The following is a 17,066-nucleotide window of genomic DNA, read 5'->3' on the forward strand; positions in this document are numbered from 1 at the left end:
ACTTGTTATTTTTTAAAAAATATCCTTATCACATAATAAAATTATTATATAAATAATAAAATAATTATTCTATGGTAAACTAAGCAGAGAAACAAAGAATATACCGTCATTGCAAGCGCCGTAGGCGCGCGGCAATTCAATAATAAAAATAATACGATGAAATTTTAATTTGTGGTTTATATCGTTGCAAATAAAAAGAATAAAACACCTAACGGGGCAACATCATGTATAGACCCCGATTTTCTAGATTGCCGCGCGCCTACGGCGCTTGCAATGACGACGTTACAACGTTTTTAAGAAATACGATTCAATAAAAACTGGACTAACAACGGTACAGGTCGACCGGTTGCTGTTTTATTTTGACCACTTCTCCAAGCGGTGCCGGCAATATCTAAATGCGCCCAGCGAAACTTCTTGGTAAAACGGGAAAGAAAACAAGCGGCAGTAATGCTTTTACCAGCACCAATACCAATGTTGGAAATATCTGCGATATTACTATCGATTTGTTCTTGATAATCATCCCATAAAGGTAAAGGCCATATTCTATCGTGACTCTGCTCGCCTGCTTTTCCTAGCTCATCACTTAGTGTCGCATCATTACTCATTAATCCGGTTGCTGCAGCCCCTAGTGCAACAATAATAGCACCGGTTAAGGTTGCCATATCGATTACCACATCGGGTTCAAAACGTTCGCTATAGGTCAATGCATCCGCCAAAATCAAACGACCTTCCGCATCGGTATTAATCACTTCAATGGTTTGACCTGAAAGGCTTTTTATAATATCGCCAGGCTTGACGGCCGATCCACTCGGTAAATTCTCAGTCAACGGCATAATACCCACCACATTAATGGGTAGTTTGAGCAGTGCAATCGCTTTGAGCGTACCTAATACACTAGCTGCACCTGCCATATCAAATTTCATTTCTTCCATACCGGCAGCTGGCTTTATACAGATACCACCGGAATCAAAGGTAACACCCTTACCAACTAATACTACCGGCTTCTGATCTTTTTTAGCGCCATTATATTCTAGCACCACAAAGTGTGGTGGCTGCTCTGAACCTTGTGCCACGGCTAATAAGGCACCCATGCCTTCTTTTTCTATGGCGTCTTTTTTTAACACCTGAATATCCAGATCAACTTCTTTAGCCAAGGCTTTGGCTTGTTCAGCCATATAATGTGGCGTACAAATATTAGCCGGTAAGTTTGCTAAATCTTTAGTGAGCTTGATGCCGGTTGTGATGGCTACTGCCTGTTTTATCGCTTCTTCGACCTTAGCTGAATCGGCTGAAGACACGTTAAAAACAAATTCTTTAGGTGGAGAAAAAGCAGGTTTATCGGCTTTTTTAGTTTTAAATTGATCAAAGGTATAAAAACAATCTTCGATTAGTTCGATACTTTGTCGAACTTTAGTATAAGCATCTAAACCTTTTACTTCTAAATCCGTTAAGTAGTTAACGACACGATCCCATTTTGCAGATTTAACCACACTGGCCATGCAGCAGGTTATTTTACGAAAATCAGATGCTTTAAGGTTCCCTTCTTCACCACAGTAAACAAACAGAATACGTGTGCTAGAAACGCCGGGAATAGAATACAGTAGCAAGCTTCTACCTAGTTCTTCAGCCAGATCCCCTTTGGCTAACAAGTTACGGATAGCCCCTTGGCTCGCTTGATCCAATTGTTCCGCAACCTTAGAAAGCTTTTTATTTTGAAAAACACCCACGATAAAGCAATCGGCCTGTTCTTTAACGGGTTCTACTGATGTTAGAGCGTAGCGCATGGGATTCCCCTTTATTCTACTTTATTAAAACTAAGCCTATAGTCTACTCAAATTTTAGTTATTTGCTAGGTTTAGCCTTATACTAGATATAGCCCACCCTTTATGAAATAATTTCCACTCTTCTTGGGCCTTGAGCTTGACCTAAAAAATGATCCTTTTCCGCTATCTAACTCGTGAAGTATTAGCCAGCCTTTTGCTCATTACTAGCCTTCTACTCTTTATTTTGATGAGTAATGAATTTGTACATTACTTAAACCAGGTTGCCGGTGGAAAATTTGCAGTCGGGATATTATGGAAGTTAATTATCCTGGAATCACCCCGATTTTTAGCTATTTTGCTTCCTTTTAGCCTATTCCTGGCTATTTTATTCACCTATGGTCGACTGTATGCCGATTATGAAATGACCACGCTGAATGCTTGCGGCTTCAGCTTAGGTCAACTCACCTTACTGACCTTACCACTGGTCATTGTCCTTAGTGTGATCATCGCCATTTTAAATCTTTGGTTAAATCCCGAACTATTGAGCTACCGTAATAAATTACTGGCTCAAACAGGAACAGCGATTGAATTGCAAACGGTACAACCCGGTAGTTTTCAACAAACGAATGGTGGACAGCGCATTATTTACGTAGAAAGTATTTCTGGCGATCATAAAGCGGTCAAAAATCTTTTTATGGCACAAATTAATAAGCAACAACCCGTTTCTGCCATCACACCTTGGACCATACTCAGTGCTAACAGCGGTTATCAAATGATAAGTCCTAAAACAAAAGAAGCTTTTTTTGTGGCTGTAAACGGCCGACGGTATGAAGGAATACCGGGGGAAAAAGAATATTACATTACCCAATTTGCTAATTACGGGGTCCGTATAGATTCGCATGTAGGCACTGTCAATAATCCGCAAGAGTCTTTATCGAGTCTCGCTTTATGGCGCGCCGATACGCCAAACAAACCCAGTTTTTTTTCTGAATTACAATGGCGACTATCCGCCCCTATTGCTACCTTACTCTTAGCCTTTCTTGCCATCCCTTTAAGCCGTGTTAATCCGCGTCAAGGAAAATATATACATTTATTACCGGCCATTACTGTTTATATTCTCTATCTTAATCTATTACTGTTTGGACGTAATTGGATTGAAAATAGCGATATTTCTTATCAATGGGGTCTTTGGTGGATACATGGTCTGTTAATCATTATTATACTCCTTGCCTGGTGTTATGCCTTAGGTTGGAGTCGAGTCAAATACCAATTAATCAACTTAATTAAATTTAGACGATGAAAATAATAGAGCGCTACCTCGGTAAAACTATCATTAGTACGACCTTGTCCGTACTCGGCGTTTTACTTGCTCTTTTTGCTTTAATTCAATTAATCGCTGAAACGCGTGATATTGGATCAGGAAACTACACACTACTAAGTGCTTTCTATTATGTTCTGCTCACATTACCTTCACAATTTTATACTTTCTCACCGATTGCTATTTTATTAGGGACCATTCTTGGCTTAGGTTTATTAGCAAGACATAGCGAATTGACTATTTTAAACGCCAGTGGCGTTTCTCTTTATCAAATAGCGTGGTGTTTATTTAAATCGACATTACTGATTGTTTTTTTTACCGTCTTAATCGGTGAGGGTATAGCGCCACGCGCGGCTAATCTTGCCGAAAGTCATAAAACTTTTCTGACTACGCGTGGTCAAACCTTAATGACGCAACAAGGATCATTATGGATCCGCGATGGGCATAACTTTATTTACATTCAATCTATTCTAAACCCAACCCATCTGACTCAAGTTAGCCGTTATCAATTTGATGATCATAATAATTTGCTCAACGCCAGTTTTGCAAAACTGGTTAATTATGAAAATAATAGCTGGCAAGCTTATGATGTTGTCACTAGCCATCTTAGCCCTAAACAAGTGACGAGCAACCAGTCCCAACATGAAACTTGGCCATTCTCTTTCAGTCCAAAACTACTCAATATTTCTATTATTTTGCCGGAACAAATGTCCCTAAAACAGCTCAATGAATATATTCACTACCGGCAAAAAAATCTGCTGAATACCAGTCAATATTCACTGGCATTTTGGCAACGATTACTACAGCCCTTTGCTATCTGGTTGATGATGTTTTTAGCCATTCCTTTTACTTTTAAGCATTTAAGAAGTTTGGCAACCAGTTTGCGTACCATTGCTGGTGTTGTGGTTGGTTTTGGCTTTTATCTTTTAAATGAATTCTTTGGCCCTTTTGCCATTGTCTATCAATGGCCCCCTCTCTTAGCGGCTTTGCTGCCATTGATTATTTTTACGCTCATTGCCGCATTGTTAATGTATTGGGCAAAATAGATCACGAGGTTATCAATGCTACACATTGCAGTCGGACAATTTGATTTTTTAGTAGGCGGCATTGAAGCCAACACACAAAAAATTCTTGATGTCATGAAAGAAGCTAAACAAGCAAACGTGGATCTGCTGGTTTTTCCTGAGCTTGCACTCTGCGGTTATCCGCCAGAGGGTCTTTTATTACGCGAAGACTTTAAACAGCAAATTAAAAACGCTTTAAAAATAATTCAAGCACAAACAAACGATATTTCTATTTTATTAGGGCATCCTGATTATACTGAACTAGGCATTTATAATGCCGCCAGTTTAATAGCGGATAAAAAAATCGTTGCGACTTATCATAAGCAGTGCCTACCTAATTACGGTGTCTTTGACGAACGTCGTTATTTTAAACCCGGTAATTCACCTGGCTTAATTAAAGTAAAGAATATTTCTATTGGCATCTTAATCTGTGAAGATCTTTGGCACCCTGGCCCTATCTTATCTGCAAAACACGCCGGTGCTGAATTAATCATCTGTATCAATGCGTCTCCCTTTGATGAAACAAAAGCACAAGAACGTATTCGTGCGTTGAAAATAAATATTGCGGAAACAAACCTTCCTGTTCTTTATGTACACGGTGTGAGCGGTCAAGATGATTTAGTGTTTGATGGCGGTTCTCTTGCTTTTGACTCACAGGGTACACTCACCGCGCATGCCGATTTTTTTACCGAAAAATTATGGTTGGTTGATTTTAAACAAGCTGAACATACGTTTACTCCCCAAGCATTACCCGCTGATAGATCCATCGAAGCATTCATCTATCAAGCACTGGTCTTAGCGGTACGCGATTACGTAGTCAAAAATCATTTCCCAGGTGTTTTACTCGGCCTTTCGGGTGGTATTGATTCAGCACTTGTGCTGGCTATTGCGGTGGATGCACTAGGAAAAGATCGTGTACACGCCGTCACATTACCTTCTCGATTTACTTCTGAACTTAGCCTACAGCTTGCATCCTCACTCGCTCAAACACTGGCCGTACGATTAACAACGCTTTCTATTGAAGCAAGTTTTTCCGCTTTTTTAACAACCTTAAATTTAGATCCGCAACATCCTCCTGCAGGCATCACCACGGAGAATATTCAAGCGCGGTGCCGTGCGGTGTTATTGATGGCACTTTCAAATCAAAGCGGTGATTTATTATTAAATGCGAGTAATAAAAGTGAATTGGCCGTGGGCTATTCCACTTTATACGGTGATATGGCCGGAGGATTTGCTGTCATCAAAGACGTGCCTAAAACGATGATTTACAAACTAGCCCATTATCGCAATACCATTACACCTATTTTTCCTAAAGAACTGCTTTCTCGTGCGCCCAGCGCAGAATTAGCGGCTGATCAATGTGATGAAGATTCGCTGCCACCTTATTCAGAATTAGATCCTATCCTAGCGCTTTATGTGGAACAAGATAAAAGCCTAACGGATATAGTAGCTGCTGGTTTTAAAAAAGAAGTGGTAGAAAGAATTATTAAATTAGTTGATAAAAGTGAATATAAACGTCGTCAAATAGCAGTAGGCCCTCGTACAACAACACGTGCCTTTGGCCGGGAGCGTCGCTATCCCATTACATCTGGATTTAACACCACTCAATAACATCGGTATTAGCCAGATCGTCATTGCGAGTGCCGAAGGCACGCGGCAATCCAGAGAAATAGTTATTTATTGTTCAAGTGAGTCGCTATGCTCCCGAAGAATTTCGGCCATCGTGTCCCCGAAATTCGTTCGCATGACGCGACTGAAATTAGGCCGCGATACGTCCTGCGTCCGGCACGCACTCACTCCTTCGGAGTTCATGCCCGTGCCTCCCACAAATGACTTTACGGCGTGATGCGTTTCCTGCTTCGCCCGTCAACGCACGCCTATCGCGGGCTCTTCGACTTCGCATTGCTTTCACAATGCTTTCCTGTCTCATCGACTGGATGGCCACGCTCATTTCATTCGCTCGCCATGACGAGTTATTTTATAATCGCACTAGGAAAATTAAGTGTTAATAGCGTTAAACTCCGATTTGCTAGATCTTCTAGACCTAAAATCCGATACGATTTAACCATAATGATTAAAGCCTGCTCTACTTCAGGCGCTCCTTGATACCGCTGTACGACTTCATTCGCCCGATTCGCGGCAGCGACATAGGCTTTCTTCCTAAAATAATAATCCGCAATATGTAGATCATAGCTTGCAAATAAATTGCGTAAGTAGATCATACGTTGTCTGGCATCCGCGACATAACGACTGTTCGGATAGCGATTAATTAATTGCTCAAACTCTTGATAAGCCACACGCATGGTACCTGGATCGCGCTTTGAGAGATCAATAGGCACATAACGTAAATACCAACCTCGATCCTGATCCATATCCGCTAAAGCACGCATGTAGTACGCATAATCAATGGCTTTGCTATTAGGATAAACATGAATAAACCGTTCTGCCGCTGCTTTGGCCGAAGGTGCATCTCCATGTTGGTAATAACTATAGATAAGCTCTAGCTGTGCGTGCTCCGAATAGCGATTAAAAGGATAAACAACATCTAAAGCTTCATAGTTCTTAATCGCATGCGCATAATTTCGATTAGCAAGTGATTCTTTTGCAGTTTGATAAATTTGTCCCGCGGATTGCCCTTGATAAGCAACAAGCGGATCACTTGACTTAGTCGCACAAGCACTCAATAAAACAGTAACTACACTAATAAAAAAAACAAAATTAAATAATTTCACAATATGAATAACGCTCTGGCTAATTCTTCTTTTATACTCTTCGCACTTGACATCGGCTGTGTTCCTGCTCAGTTCGCACTCCTCATGTATGTTATATACACTGCGGTCGCTCACTTTCGCGGCGCCTTGCCGAAAATCCCATTGCTGTGGGTATATAAATTGTTAAGGAAGTAAACATTAAGTGACTTTGAAGTATGCATTCAAAGTCAAATAATTTATTATTGTACGATTTGACTTTATGCTTGGTTAGTCCCTTTTACGAAAAATCTCATTTAGCTTAAACTTCTCCGCTAATATGGGAATACCACACCATCCTATTACTCCCTCTACGATCAGAATAACACCCACTAAAAACGCAAATAATTTTCCAAGGCCTAATAAGACGCCGATCAATAAAACAACACCGATAACTAAGCGTGAAATACGCTCATTACCTTGGATATTGCTTGCTACATTCAACATAGATAGTATCCTCTATTAAGTAATAACAAAAAGGCATCGCTCCCGACAACATTATATACCCATAACCCTTGATTTTGCGAATTCATAAAACCAAGGCTAGCTTTTCCAGATAGGGGCGGTATAACTCTACTTCTATGAAAAACACAACTCAAACTGTTAATTGTCAGGTTATTGTCCCTGAGCACTTAGCAGAAAAACGACTTGACCAAATTCTGAGTGCATTATTTCCTGATTACTCGCGATCCCGTTTACAAAGCTGGATCCGCAGCCAACAGATTTTAGTCGACCAACAAGTCAAACGCCCGCGCGATAAAATTAAAGCCGGCGCTCTGATTACTATCACCGCTACGCTGCCAGAAGAAACCAAATGGGAAGCTCAATCCATTCCGCTGGATATTGTTTATGAAGATGAAACCCTACTGGTCGTTAATAAACCAGCGGGCTTAGTCACGCATCCCGCCGTAGGCAATCCTGATAAGACACTGCTTAACGCACTATTGCATCATTGCCCACAATTAAAACAACTTCCTAGAGCAGGCATTATTCATCGGCTTGATAAAGACACATCAGGCTTATTAGTTGTTCCTAAAACATTGAGTGCCCATACCCAATTGGTTCAACAGCTTCAGGCTCGAACGATTCAAAGAGATTATTATGCGGTTGTTCAAGGGGTCTTAATCTCCGGAGGAACGGTCAACGCCCCTATTGGTAGGCATCCTAAATTGCGAAAAAAAATGGCGGTTAATACCTTCAGCGGCAAAGAAGCAGTTTCACACTATCGTGTTATTGAGCGCTTTGCTCACCATACGCTCATAAAAGTTCAGCTGGAAACGGGTCGTACCCATCAAATCCGTGTCCATATGGCGCATATTAATCATCCCTTAGTCGGGGATAAAACCTACCGCGGTCGTCTTCAATTACCCAAAAAAGCCAGTCCTGAATTGATAAGTTGCTTGCGACAATTCGATCGACAAGCTCTACATGCCGAGCATTTAAAACTGATCCATCCCCTGTCGCAGCAAGCGGTTGAATGGCAGGCACCTTTACCAGAAGACATGAATTGGCTTATAAATTGTCTACGTGAAGACAAACAACATGCTTGACTTGCTCATTCCTGATTGGCCTGCGCCACCCTGGATTAAAGCCGCCACCACGACACGTCAGGGTGGCTTTAGCGCGCCTCCCTTTGATAGCTTGAATCTAAGTCAAACGGTAGGGGATAACTCTGACTGTGTGCTTAAAAACCAAGCCCTTCTGAAGAAATCACTCGGATTCACTCAAGACCCTCTCTGGCTTAAACAAGTGCATGGTACAAGGGTTATTTCAGCTAATCATACCGCCGATCGAACCGCTGATGCGATATATACTAATGAGCCTCAATCCGGGTGTGCAGTACTAACCGCTGATTGCCTACCCCTATTGGTTTGTAGCAAAACACAGCGCTGTGTCGCGGCAATTCATTCAGGTTGGAGAGGTTTAGCCGCCGGTGTAATAGAAAACAGCATTAAAGCTTTAGCGTGTCCGGCTGAAGATTTATTAGTCTGGTTAGGCCCTGCCATCGGTCCCCAAGCCTTTGTTGTAGGGGAAGAAGTCTTCTCGCAGTTTGTAAAAAAAAGCCCCGAGTTCAAAGTCGCTTTTGAAGAAATAGGTAATAAACAGTGGTTAGCCAATCTCTACCAACTTGCTAGACAGCACTTAAATAAGCTAGGCATAGAGGCCATTTATGGTGGCCAGCATTGTACTTACACCAATAAGGCGCAATTCTTCTCCTTTCGTCGCGATAAGACAACCGGACGTCTCGCTAGCCTGATTTGGATCCAATAGACGCTTCGCACTTGAACACGCCCCTCCCGTAACCCCTTGAAACACAAAGCAACAGACCGTTGCTTTGAAGCTTATTATTGTTCTTTTGTTGTACAAAAAGATCCTAACTCCCTATAATATCGTTCAATAAAAGAACAACAATAATCGCACACTATGCCTACTCTACATCGCTATTTGATAGCTTCCCTATTTGGGTTATTTGCTACATCACTTTTTGCTGCCCCTCTACCAAAGGAAAACTTTGATGATAAACGCTGGGGAATACTCGTCTATCACAGTTGGATGACCAGCAACAATATTGGCGCCGTGCTAACTTGGCAAGACGTGCATTTAAAATATGGGACGATGAACTCGGTTGATTTATCCTATCAACTAGCGAAGCAAAATCCATTACGTCGCTTTTTTCAACCTCTGGTTAGTACTGTTGAAGTGGCTGGCAATATAACCCAACGACGTGATCCGAATGGCTTAATTTATGAATTTGATCCTTATTTAAATTTTCGCTGGAAAAATTTTCCTTGGAATAATATTGTTGCAACAACAATGTCTATCGGTGATGGGCTTTCCTATGCGACAGGCCTGCCACTGCGCGAAGAACATGATTCAACCAATAATAACGCCAAACATCTACTCAATTTTTTAGTTTTAGAAGCCAGCTTTGCTGCACCCCAACATCCCGATTTACAGTTTGTTGTGCGCGTTAATCACCGCTGTGGTGCTTGGGGGCTCTTTGGTGCAGGTAATTTAAGCTCTAATGCAGTGGGTGTAGGGATACGCTATTTATTTTAATTCTTACGATGAGACAGGAAAGCATTGTGAAAGCAATGCGAAGTCGAAGAGCCCGCGATAGGCGTGCGTTGACGGGCGAAGCAGGAAACGCATCACGCCGTAAAGTCATTTGTGGGAGGCACGGGCATGAACTCCGAAGGAGTGAGTGCGTGCCGGACGCAGGACGTATCGCGGCCTAATTTCAGTCGCGTCATGCGAACGAATTTCGGGGACACCATGGCCGAAATTCTTCGGGAGCATAGCGACTCACTTGTTTATAAATTTAAAAAAGGATTAACCCATTAAGCGCCGGGCGTTAGTGTCTTGGACGAAACTTCTATTTTTAATCCACCTTCTACTTCTTTAAAAAAGGCAGACTCTCCCACCATTGAAGCCGCTGAAGTTTTATCTTTTTCTATCTCTTCACGAGAAATAATTTTAGCTTTTGATCCTTTTGTATTATTTAACAAATTGTCAGGGTTAATCATTCCGGTTTTCTCTTCAGAAGAATTTAACATTTCTTCTGTTGTATGTGTTTCATCATTCTTACAGCTACCGTAGCGATAGTGTCCACTATAAGCGCCAGACATACTTCTTCTTACAGGTCCATTTATAGAATTTTGCATCCGTCTTGGGTAGCCCATTTTCTCTTGCCTTAAATAAAATTAAAATATTAAATAAAATATTGCTACTTAGTATAGCAACTATTTATTTTTTTTCAAAAATTTTTTTAAAAAGGGAATTTTTATTTTTTAGAAGGAGGAGGTGGAAGTAAATTTGGAAATATTTTCACAGTTTTAATTCGATTGTTTTTCACTGCAACAACTTCCATTCTTTTGTTTTCCAAGTGTAAAACAGTACCTATTTTGGGAATGACTTCGAGCTGTTCGATGATAAGCCCACTTAATGTTTTTGGACCACGTAAGGGCAAATCGCAATTTAACTGTCGATTTAAATCACGTAAAGCGATACCGCCATCCACTAAATAACTACCATCTGACTGAAGGGCAATTGCTCTACGCATTAAGGCGGTATCGGTTGTAAATTCCCCAACGATTTCTTCTAAAATATCTTCTAACGTAATTAAGCCTTGAATTTCTCCATATTCATTCACAACCAAACCAATACGGTGTTTCTCGCGGCGAAAATTGAGCAATTGACTACTTAATGCGGTCGCTTCCGGTATAAAGTGAACTTCTTCAGCTGCACTAATTAATACGTCTTTGCTTAATTGCTGCTCGCTTAAACTATTTAAAACTTTGCGAAAATGCAAAATGCCTATAATGTCATCGATAGATCGGCGATAAATAGGTAACCGCGTGTATTCACTCTTAATTAACTCCTTTAAAATCTCCTCCCAGGGCTTATTGATATCGATACCCCTAATTTCCTGCCTAGGGATCATGATATCTTCTACCGTTACTTTTTCTAGCTCTAATACTTTCAATAACATGCTTTGGTAATCACGCGGCATATGGCCTGTGCCTTCCCGTAATAAGCTAGCCAACTCGTCCCTAGACAACTGCTCAACGCGTAATTTAGGAACCTTTACCCCAAATAAACGCAAACATGCGTTAGCAATTAAACTGGTTACCCATACAAATGGATACAACACATGTAATAAAATAATCAGTGGCCAAACCGAAAAAAATGCAATCGGCAGTGGGTACAAGGTTGCTAAAGTCTTTGGCGCAACTTCACCAAAAATTAATACCACAAAAGTCAGTGCCAGCGTTGCAAAAAAAACGCCCCCTTGCCCAAAATGTTGAATAGCGATAAGCGTTGCCACCGCAGCGGCTAAGATATCCGCAAATGTTCCGCACAAGAGAATAACGCCCAGCAAACGATCGGGTTGTTTTAATAAATCTTGTACACGCTTTGCTAAGTAATGATTATGTCGAACTAAGTGCCGTAGACGGTATCGATTAATCGATAACATGGCTGCTTCTGCTAAAGAAAAAAAGACAGTGCACAGCAATAAAACGACTAATAAGCTAATAAGAAATTTAAGTGAATGCACGTATTAAAATCTTCCCTTTTCAAAGTGTAGGCATGAGTAGAATGGCCCCTAAATAAATTCCCCCAATGAGGCCAACGCCTATGAGGGTCCAACGAATAGCCACTTTGCCACGCCATCCAAAATAGCTTCTACCGATCAATAGCATTAAAAGCACGGACCATGCCAGTATCGACAAAAGTGTTTTCTGCCATACCCCCTCTAGCGAGATAGGATAAAATAAAATTAAACTAGAGACTAAGACCAGTGTTAATAAAATAATGGCAATAGAAATTAAGAGAAATAAATAGGTTTCCATTACCTCAAGAGGCGGAAAATAATGAATAAAACGGATGGTTTGCTTCGCTTTTAGCATCCGCTCTTGGCTCGCTAATAATAAGGCCTGAAGTGCTGCCATACATAAAACGATGAGTACTAGCGTGGACAAAAAAAAGTGAATGGATTCAGCACCGGAAGCCATAATGAAATTTACCTACCTCAGCTTAAGCTGATATACTCTTCGCACTTGAATTTTTGTCTGCGTTGCCGTTCAACTCGCCATCCTCATGTATGCTGTTATACACTCCGGTGGCTTCGTTTTCACGGCGCCTTGCCAAAAATCCCATTGCTGTAAGTATACAATAACAGAATTTTTAGCGCATTCATTATCCCCTTAAAGTAGTAAGCAAATTTAAGGGTAGAAGCGAAAGTACCGAGAAGCAGGAAAATATGTTTGAAAATTTAACTGAACGCTTGACACGCTCTTTTAAAAATATTCGTGGGCAAGGGCGATTAAGCGAAAATAATATCAGAGAAAGTTTACGCGAAGTAAAAAAGGCCTTAATTGAAGCAGACGTTGCTTATCCAGCGGTTAAAGCGATTACTGAGCAAGTGCGACAACAAGCACTCGGGCAAGAGGTGATGGCTAGCTTAACGCCCGGTCAGGCCTTTATTAAGATCGTTAACAATACTCTCACCCAGATAATGGGCGAAAGCCTATCTGAGTTAAATCTCGCTACGACACCGCCCGCCGTTATCCTGATGGCCGGCCTACAAGGCTCAGGAAAAACAACGACAACGGCTAAGCTAGCCCATTGGTTAAAAGAACAAAAAAATAAATCAGTTTTGGTAGTTAGTACCGATATTCATCGCCCTGCGGCTATTTTACAATTAGAAAATCTAGCCCAATCAATCGATGTCAGCTTTCATCCGAGTGATAGCTCTCAAACGCCTAGCCATATCGCACAAACCGCTATCCAATCGGCACGCATCAAAGGGATAGATGTGGTTATCATCGATACCGCCGGCCGTTTACATATTGATACTGCGATGATGGATGAGATTCGAACGGTACACAAAGTCAGTGCGCCTATAGAAACCTTATTCGTTCTCGATAGTATGATGGGGCAAGAAGCGGCAAAAACCGCAAAAGCTTTCGATGAAGCCATCCCACTCACCGGTATTATTCTGACGAAACTAGATGGTGATGCGCGTGGAGGAGCGGCGTTATCTGTAAAATTTACGGTAGGAAAACCGATTAAATTTATAGGGGCCGGAGAAAAAATATCGGCACTTGAACCATTTTACCCCGACAGAATTGCTTCACGTATTATAGGCATGGGTGACGTGCTTTCATTAGTTGAAGAAGTGCAACGGCATGTCGATCAAAAGTCCGTGCAAAAGCTTAATCAAAAGCTTCAGAAAGGGAAAAAATTTGATTTAGAGGACTTCCTAAGCCAGCTACAACAAATGGATAAAATGGGCGGAATGTCGCAACTTTTAGATAAGCTTCCCGGTGGAAATGCCGCCCTACTCGCCTCAGCTAAAAATACGCTGAATGAAAAGTTAACGGTGCAAATGAAAGCCATGCTCTGTTCTATGACCAAAAAAGAACGTCTTTTCCCTGATCTCATCCAGGGGTCACGAAAACGACGAATTGCGGCGGGTTCCGGCACCCAAATCCAAGACGTTAATCGTCTACTGAAGCAATTTTATCAAATGCAGAAAATGATGAAGCGTTTTTCCAAGCCTGGCAGTATGAGTAAACTCCTGCAAGGACTACAAAATCAGCACCCTCGATAACCCTTCCCAAATGGTTAAAATTTGAGTAGAATCGGCGGATTCAATCTAATTGAACCCTATTGAGTTTTAGAAATTTATAAAGAGAGGAAGACTTATTCCATGGTCACCATTCGTTTAGCACGAGGCGGTAGTAAAAAACACCCTTTTTACCATATCGTTGTAACAGATAGCCGTCAGCCACGTGACGGACGCTATATTGAGCGCTTAGGCTATTATAACCCTATGCCTGCAGGTAATGACGTGCCTTTAGAAATTAATGATGAGCGGGTTAAATACTGGCTCTCACAAGGTGCTCAACCCTCCCAAGAAGTCAAAAATCTAATTAAAAAAGCGGCGAAAGCGGTTAAACCTAGCAAAAACGCAGACCAGCCCGAAGCAACCGAAGCAGCTGCTTAAGCGCTACTATATATTCACAGCAATGGGATTTTTGGCAAGGCGCCGCGAAAATGAAGCCACCGGAGTGTATAAATGATACATGAGGATGGCGAGTTGAGCGGCAACGCAGAAAAAAATTCAAGTGCGAAGAGTATGACAAAAAAGAAGTGGGTTCTAGTGGGTTCCGTAGGAAGGCCTCATGGTATTAAAGGCTGGATAAAAATAAACTCCTATACAGAACCCTTAAGCAATATCCTTCTCTACCAACCTTGGTATTTATCAGCCTCTGAAAAAGAACCCCAGGCTGTTGAAATACATCAACATCAAATGCAAGACCAGCGTGTGGTCGTACAGTTTGCCGACTGCCAAACCCCTGAAGAAGCTCGCCTGTTTACTAATCGTAAAATCTATGTTGAACGTAAGCAGCTTTCTGCCCTTGCCCACCAAGAATACTATTGGAATGACCTAGAAGGCCTAGAGGTCTATACCTGCGAAAACATTTATTTAGGCATTATTCAAAAACTCCTTGAGACAGGCTCCAATGATGTTCTCGTCGTCGAAGGCGAAAAAAGGTACCTCATCCCCTTTTTACTCAATAACACAATCAAATCCATTGATTTAGAACAGAAAAAAATGCTCGTCGATTGGGATCCCGATTTCTAATGGATATCCAAGTTATCAGTTTATTTCCGGAGATGTTTAAGGCCTTGGACTCAAGTATTCCAGGCCGTGCCCAAAAACAAGGACTTATCCATCTGTCTTATTTAAATCCCAGAGATTTCACCCTCGATAAACATAAAACGGTTGATGATAAGCCTTATGGTGGTGGGCCCGGGATGGTCATGAAATTCCAACCACTACAGGCGGCCATACACGCTGCAAAACAACGACATCAAGGTCCTGTCAGCTATCTATCAGCCCAGGGAAAGCCGTTTGACCAAGAAGCAGCCCGAACATTAAGCCAACGTAAAAGTCTCATTTTAATAGCCGGTCGCTACGAAGGGGTTGATCAACGCCTTATTGACCAAGAAGTCGATGAAGAATGGTCTGTCGGGGACTTTATTTTAAGTGGTGGTGAGCTCGCCGCTATGTGTCTGATAGACGCTATCGTGCGTCTACAGGAAGGTGCCCTGGGTGACTCGGAATCTGCTTTGCAAGATTCTTTCAGTCAATCTCTATTAGAGTACCCCCAATACACCCGCCCAGCAGAAATAGACAACCAGGCTGTCCCCGCCATTTTGCTCGAAGGCGACCATGCGGCCATTTCACGCTGGCGCTTGAAACAGGCTCTAGGCCGAACTTGGCAGAGGCGTCCTGATTTACTAAAAAAACATATACTTAGTCCGCAAGAGCAGGTATTATTGGCCGAATTCATCCATGAGCACAGCGAATAAGACGGGGATTTAGTGATGAGTAATCTCATACAAGCAATTGAACAAGAACAAATGACAACACAGAACTTTCCCGAATTTCGGGGTGGTGACACTGTGATCGTAAAGGTCAAAGTAAAAGAAGGTAATCGTGAACGATTACAGGCTTTTGAAGGCGTCGTTATCGCACGCCGTAATCGTGAATTTAATTCGTCTTTTACCGTCAGAAAGATTTCTCATGGTGAAGGCGTAGAACGTGTTTTCGCACTTTATAGCCCGTTAATAGCTGGCATAGAAATAAAGCGTCGCGGTGATGTTCGTAAAGGAAAACTCTACCACTTAAGAAATCTTCGTGGTAAAGCCGCTCGTATTAAAGAGAAATTAGAAGGCGTTAAGCAACAAACTACTACTTCCGCAGCAGTAGAAAACGTCGAAACACCTACCGCGGAATAAAAAATCCCAATAGGTCATCCTCTGCTCTAGAGAAATCCAGGGCAGAGGTTTCTATATATGAGTATCCTCTCTAATAATACCTCTCCCTCTATTGCCGTTGTTAAAACACCCTTTGGAAAAATAAGAATATCCGCTGGGGAATACCTGACACGCATTGAATTCCTCACAGAGGATGTCTCTCTATGTGCTCCCAAAACAACTCTCATACATCAAGTTGTTTACGAATTAAACAGCTATTTCAAAGACCCGCATTTTAAATTTACTATTCCTTATGAAATGGTTGGAACGGCTTTCCAAAAACGAGTATGGAATGCCTTAAGCACGCTTCCTATAGGCACAACCATTCGCTATGGCGAATTAGCCCAAAAACTAAAAACCGGCGCAAGGGCTATTGGTCAAGCTTGCCGCACAAACCCATTGCCCTTGATCATTCGATGAGACAGGAAAGCATTGTGAAAGCAATGCGAAGTCGAAGAGCCCGCGATAGGCGTGCGTTGACGGGCGAAGCAGGAAACGCATCACGCCGTAAAGTCATTTGTGGGAGGCACGGGCATGAACTCCGAAGGAGTGAGTGCGTGCCGGACGCAGGACGTATCGCGGCCTAATTTCAGTCGCGTCATGCGAACGAATTTCGGGGACACCATGGCCGAAATTCTTCGGGAGCATAGCGACTCACTTGATTAAATTAAATACTGATTAAAAAATATCATCCCGTACTTTATCAATACACATGTCGTGTAAGTATTGGCGCAAACTTGTGTAAGCGATAACGGAAGCCGCCAAACAGCCATTGTAATAAATAATAACTTTGTTAATCTATGTCTTGTGTGTTTCTGATGGTCTTGATGGATCAAGAATT

At 41.9% G+C, this 17,066-nt stretch carries 21 protein-coding genes; 14 read left to right on the top strand and 7 right to left on the bottom strand.

Annotated elements, in window-relative coordinates; all coding sequences use genetic code 11:
• Positions 1-293: 293 nt before the first annotated feature.
• A complete protein-coding gene (locus tag KX723_RS08030) occupies positions 294-1,784 on the bottom strand; it encodes a leucyl aminopeptidase (protein ID WP_218813838.1) in 1,491 nt (496 codons plus the stop codon).
• Positions 1,785-1,932: 148 nt separating this feature from the next.
• On the opposite strand from KX723_RS08030, the gene lptF reads away from it, so the two are divergent.
• Genes lptF through KX723_RS08045 form a run of 3 tightly spaced genes read left to right on the top strand, consistent with a single transcriptional unit; the run spans position 1,933 to position 5,756 of the window.
• The gene (gene lptF, locus KX723_RS08035) at positions 1,933-3,063 is read left to right on the top strand and encodes an LPS export ABC transporter permease LptF (RefSeq protein WP_218813839.1); all 1,131 of its coding nucleotides are present in this window, start codon (positions 1,933-1,935) and stop codon (positions 3,061-3,063) included.
• On the top strand, positions 3,060-4,127 hold the full coding sequence (lptG, locus tag KX723_RS08040; RefSeq protein ID WP_218813840.1) for an LPS export ABC transporter permease LptG: 1,068 nt from the start codon (positions 3,060-3,062) through the stop codon (positions 4,125-4,127). The genes lptF and lptG overlap by 4 nt, the downstream gene beginning before the upstream one ends.
• A gap of 15 nt (positions 4,128-4,142) precedes the next feature.
• Entirely contained in the window at positions 4,143-5,756 is a 1,614-nt protein-coding gene (locus KX723_RS08045) for an NAD+ synthase (protein WP_218813841.1), read from the top strand.
• A 148-nt stretch (positions 5,757-5,904) separates the two neighbouring features.
• On the opposite strand, the gene KX723_RS08050 is transcribed toward KX723_RS08045, so the two are convergent.
• From KX723_RS08050 to KX723_RS08060, 3 genes are all read right to left on the bottom strand, one after another.
• The gene (locus tag KX723_RS08050) at positions 5,905-6,075 is read right to left on the bottom strand and encodes a hypothetical protein (RefSeq protein WP_218813323.1); all 171 of its coding nucleotides are present in this window, start codon (positions 6,073-6,075) and stop codon (positions 5,905-5,907) included.
• Positions 6,076-6,118: 43 nt separating this feature from the next.
• Positions 6,119-6,877, bottom strand: coding sequence for an outer membrane protein assembly factor BamD (locus KX723_RS08055; protein ID WP_218813842.1), 759 nt, complete (start codon positions 6,875-6,877; stop codon positions 6,119-6,121).
• Between the two features lie 246 nt (positions 6,878-7,123).
• A complete protein-coding gene (locus tag KX723_RS08060) occupies positions 7,124-7,339 on the bottom strand; it encodes a YgaP-like transmembrane domain (protein WP_218813843.1) in 216 nt (71 codons plus the stop codon).
• Positions 7,340-7,473: 134 nt separating this feature from the next.
• Between KX723_RS08060 and rluD the strand changes: the two genes are divergently transcribed.
• The 4 genes from rluD (at position 7,474) to KX723_RS08080 (ending at position 10,131) form a co-directional block, all read left to right on the top strand.
• Positions 7,474-8,442, top strand: coding sequence for a 23S rRNA pseudouridine(1911/1915/1917) synthase RluD (gene rluD, locus KX723_RS08065; RefSeq protein WP_218813844.1), 969 nt, complete (start codon positions 7,474-7,476; stop codon positions 8,440-8,442).
• On the top strand, positions 8,435-9,163 hold the full coding sequence (gene pgeF, locus KX723_RS08070; RefSeq protein WP_246562444.1) for a peptidoglycan editing factor PgeF: 729 nt from the start codon (positions 8,435-8,437) through the stop codon (positions 9,161-9,163). Before rluD ends, pgeF begins: the two co-directional genes overlap by 8 nt.
• Before the next feature lie 153 nt (positions 9,164-9,316).
• Positions 9,317-9,952 carry a hypothetical protein gene (locus tag KX723_RS08075; RefSeq protein ID WP_218813845.1) on the top strand — a complete coding sequence of 212 codons (636 nt, stop codon included), beginning with the start codon at positions 9,317-9,319 and terminating at the stop codon, positions 9,950-9,952.
• An 8-nt stretch (positions 9,953-9,960) separates the two neighbouring features.
• Positions 9,961-10,131 carry a hypothetical protein gene (locus tag KX723_RS08080; RefSeq protein WP_218813323.1) on the top strand — a complete coding sequence of 57 codons (171 nt, stop codon included), beginning with the start codon at positions 9,961-9,963 and terminating at the stop codon, positions 10,129-10,131.
• A 102-nt stretch (positions 10,132-10,233) separates the two neighbouring features.
• Here the strand turns inward: KX723_RS08080 and KX723_RS08085 are convergent, their stop codons facing one another.
• The 3 genes from KX723_RS08085 to KX723_RS08095 all read right to left on the bottom strand — a co-directional run bounded on the left by KX723_RS08085 (position 10,234) and on the right by KX723_RS08095 (position 12,408).
• Positions 10,234-10,575, bottom strand: a complete 342-nt coding sequence (locus KX723_RS08085) for a hypothetical protein (protein ID WP_218813846.1) — start codon at positions 10,573-10,575, stop codon at positions 10,234-10,236.
• A gap of 101 nt (positions 10,576-10,676) precedes the next feature.
• Positions 10,677-11,951, bottom strand: coding sequence for an HlyC/CorC family transporter (locus KX723_RS08090; RefSeq protein WP_218813847.1), 1,275 nt, complete (start codon positions 11,949-11,951; stop codon positions 10,677-10,679).
• A 19-nt stretch (positions 11,952-11,970) separates the two neighbouring features.
• Positions 11,971-12,408 (bottom strand): cytochrome c biogenesis protein CcsA, encoded by a 438-nt coding sequence (locus KX723_RS08095; RefSeq protein WP_218813848.1) that lies wholly within the window; start codon positions 12,406-12,408, stop codon positions 11,971-11,973.
• Between the two features lie 248 nt (positions 12,409-12,656).
• On the opposite strand from KX723_RS08095, the gene ffh reads away from it, so the two are divergent.
• The 7 genes from ffh (at position 12,657) to KX723_RS08130 (ending at position 16,812) form a co-directional block, all read left to right on the top strand.
• Complete coding sequence (ffh, locus tag KX723_RS08100) at positions 12,657-14,009, top strand: signal recognition particle protein (protein WP_218813849.1); 1,353 nt, start codon at positions 12,657-12,659, stop codon at positions 14,007-14,009.
• A 99-nt stretch (positions 14,010-14,108) separates the two neighbouring features.
• Complete coding sequence (rpsP, locus tag KX723_RS08105) at positions 14,109-14,405, top strand: 30S ribosomal protein S16 (RefSeq protein WP_218813850.1); 297 nt, start codon at positions 14,109-14,111, stop codon at positions 14,403-14,405.
• A gap of 72 nt (positions 14,406-14,477) precedes the next feature.
• Complete coding sequence (gene rimM / locus KX723_RS08110) at positions 14,478-15,047, top strand: ribosome maturation factor RimM (protein WP_218813851.1); 570 nt, start codon at positions 14,478-14,480, stop codon at positions 15,045-15,047.
• On the top strand, positions 15,047-15,778 hold the full coding sequence (trmD, locus tag KX723_RS08115) for a tRNA (guanosine(37)-N1)-methyltransferase TrmD (protein WP_218813852.1): 732 nt from the start codon (positions 15,047-15,049) through the stop codon (positions 15,776-15,778). The genes rimM and trmD overlap by 1 nt, the downstream gene beginning before the upstream one ends.
• A 15-nt stretch (positions 15,779-15,793) precedes the next feature.
• The gene (gene rplS, locus KX723_RS08120) at positions 15,794-16,207 is read left to right on the top strand and encodes a 50S ribosomal protein L19 (RefSeq protein WP_218813853.1); all 414 of its coding nucleotides are present in this window, start codon (positions 15,794-15,796) and stop codon (positions 16,205-16,207) included.
• A gap of 57 nt (positions 16,208-16,264) precedes the next feature.
• Positions 16,265-16,645: a methylated-DNA--[protein]-cysteine S-methyltransferase gene (locus KX723_RS08125; RefSeq protein WP_218813854.1), complete on the top strand. Its 381-nt coding sequence runs from the start codon at positions 16,265-16,267 to the stop codon at positions 16,643-16,645.
• Positions 16,642-16,812, top strand: a complete 171-nt coding sequence (locus KX723_RS08130) for a hypothetical protein (protein WP_218813323.1) — start codon at positions 16,642-16,644, stop codon at positions 16,810-16,812. The genes KX723_RS08125 and KX723_RS08130 overlap by 4 nt, the downstream gene beginning before the upstream one ends.
• Positions 16,813-17,066 lie beyond the last annotated feature (254 nt).

This window comes from Rickettsiella endosymbiont of Dermanyssus gallinae (assembly GCF_019285595.1).
Lineage (GTDB): Bacteria > Pseudomonadota > Gammaproteobacteria > Diplorickettsiales > Diplorickettsiaceae > Rickettsiella_B.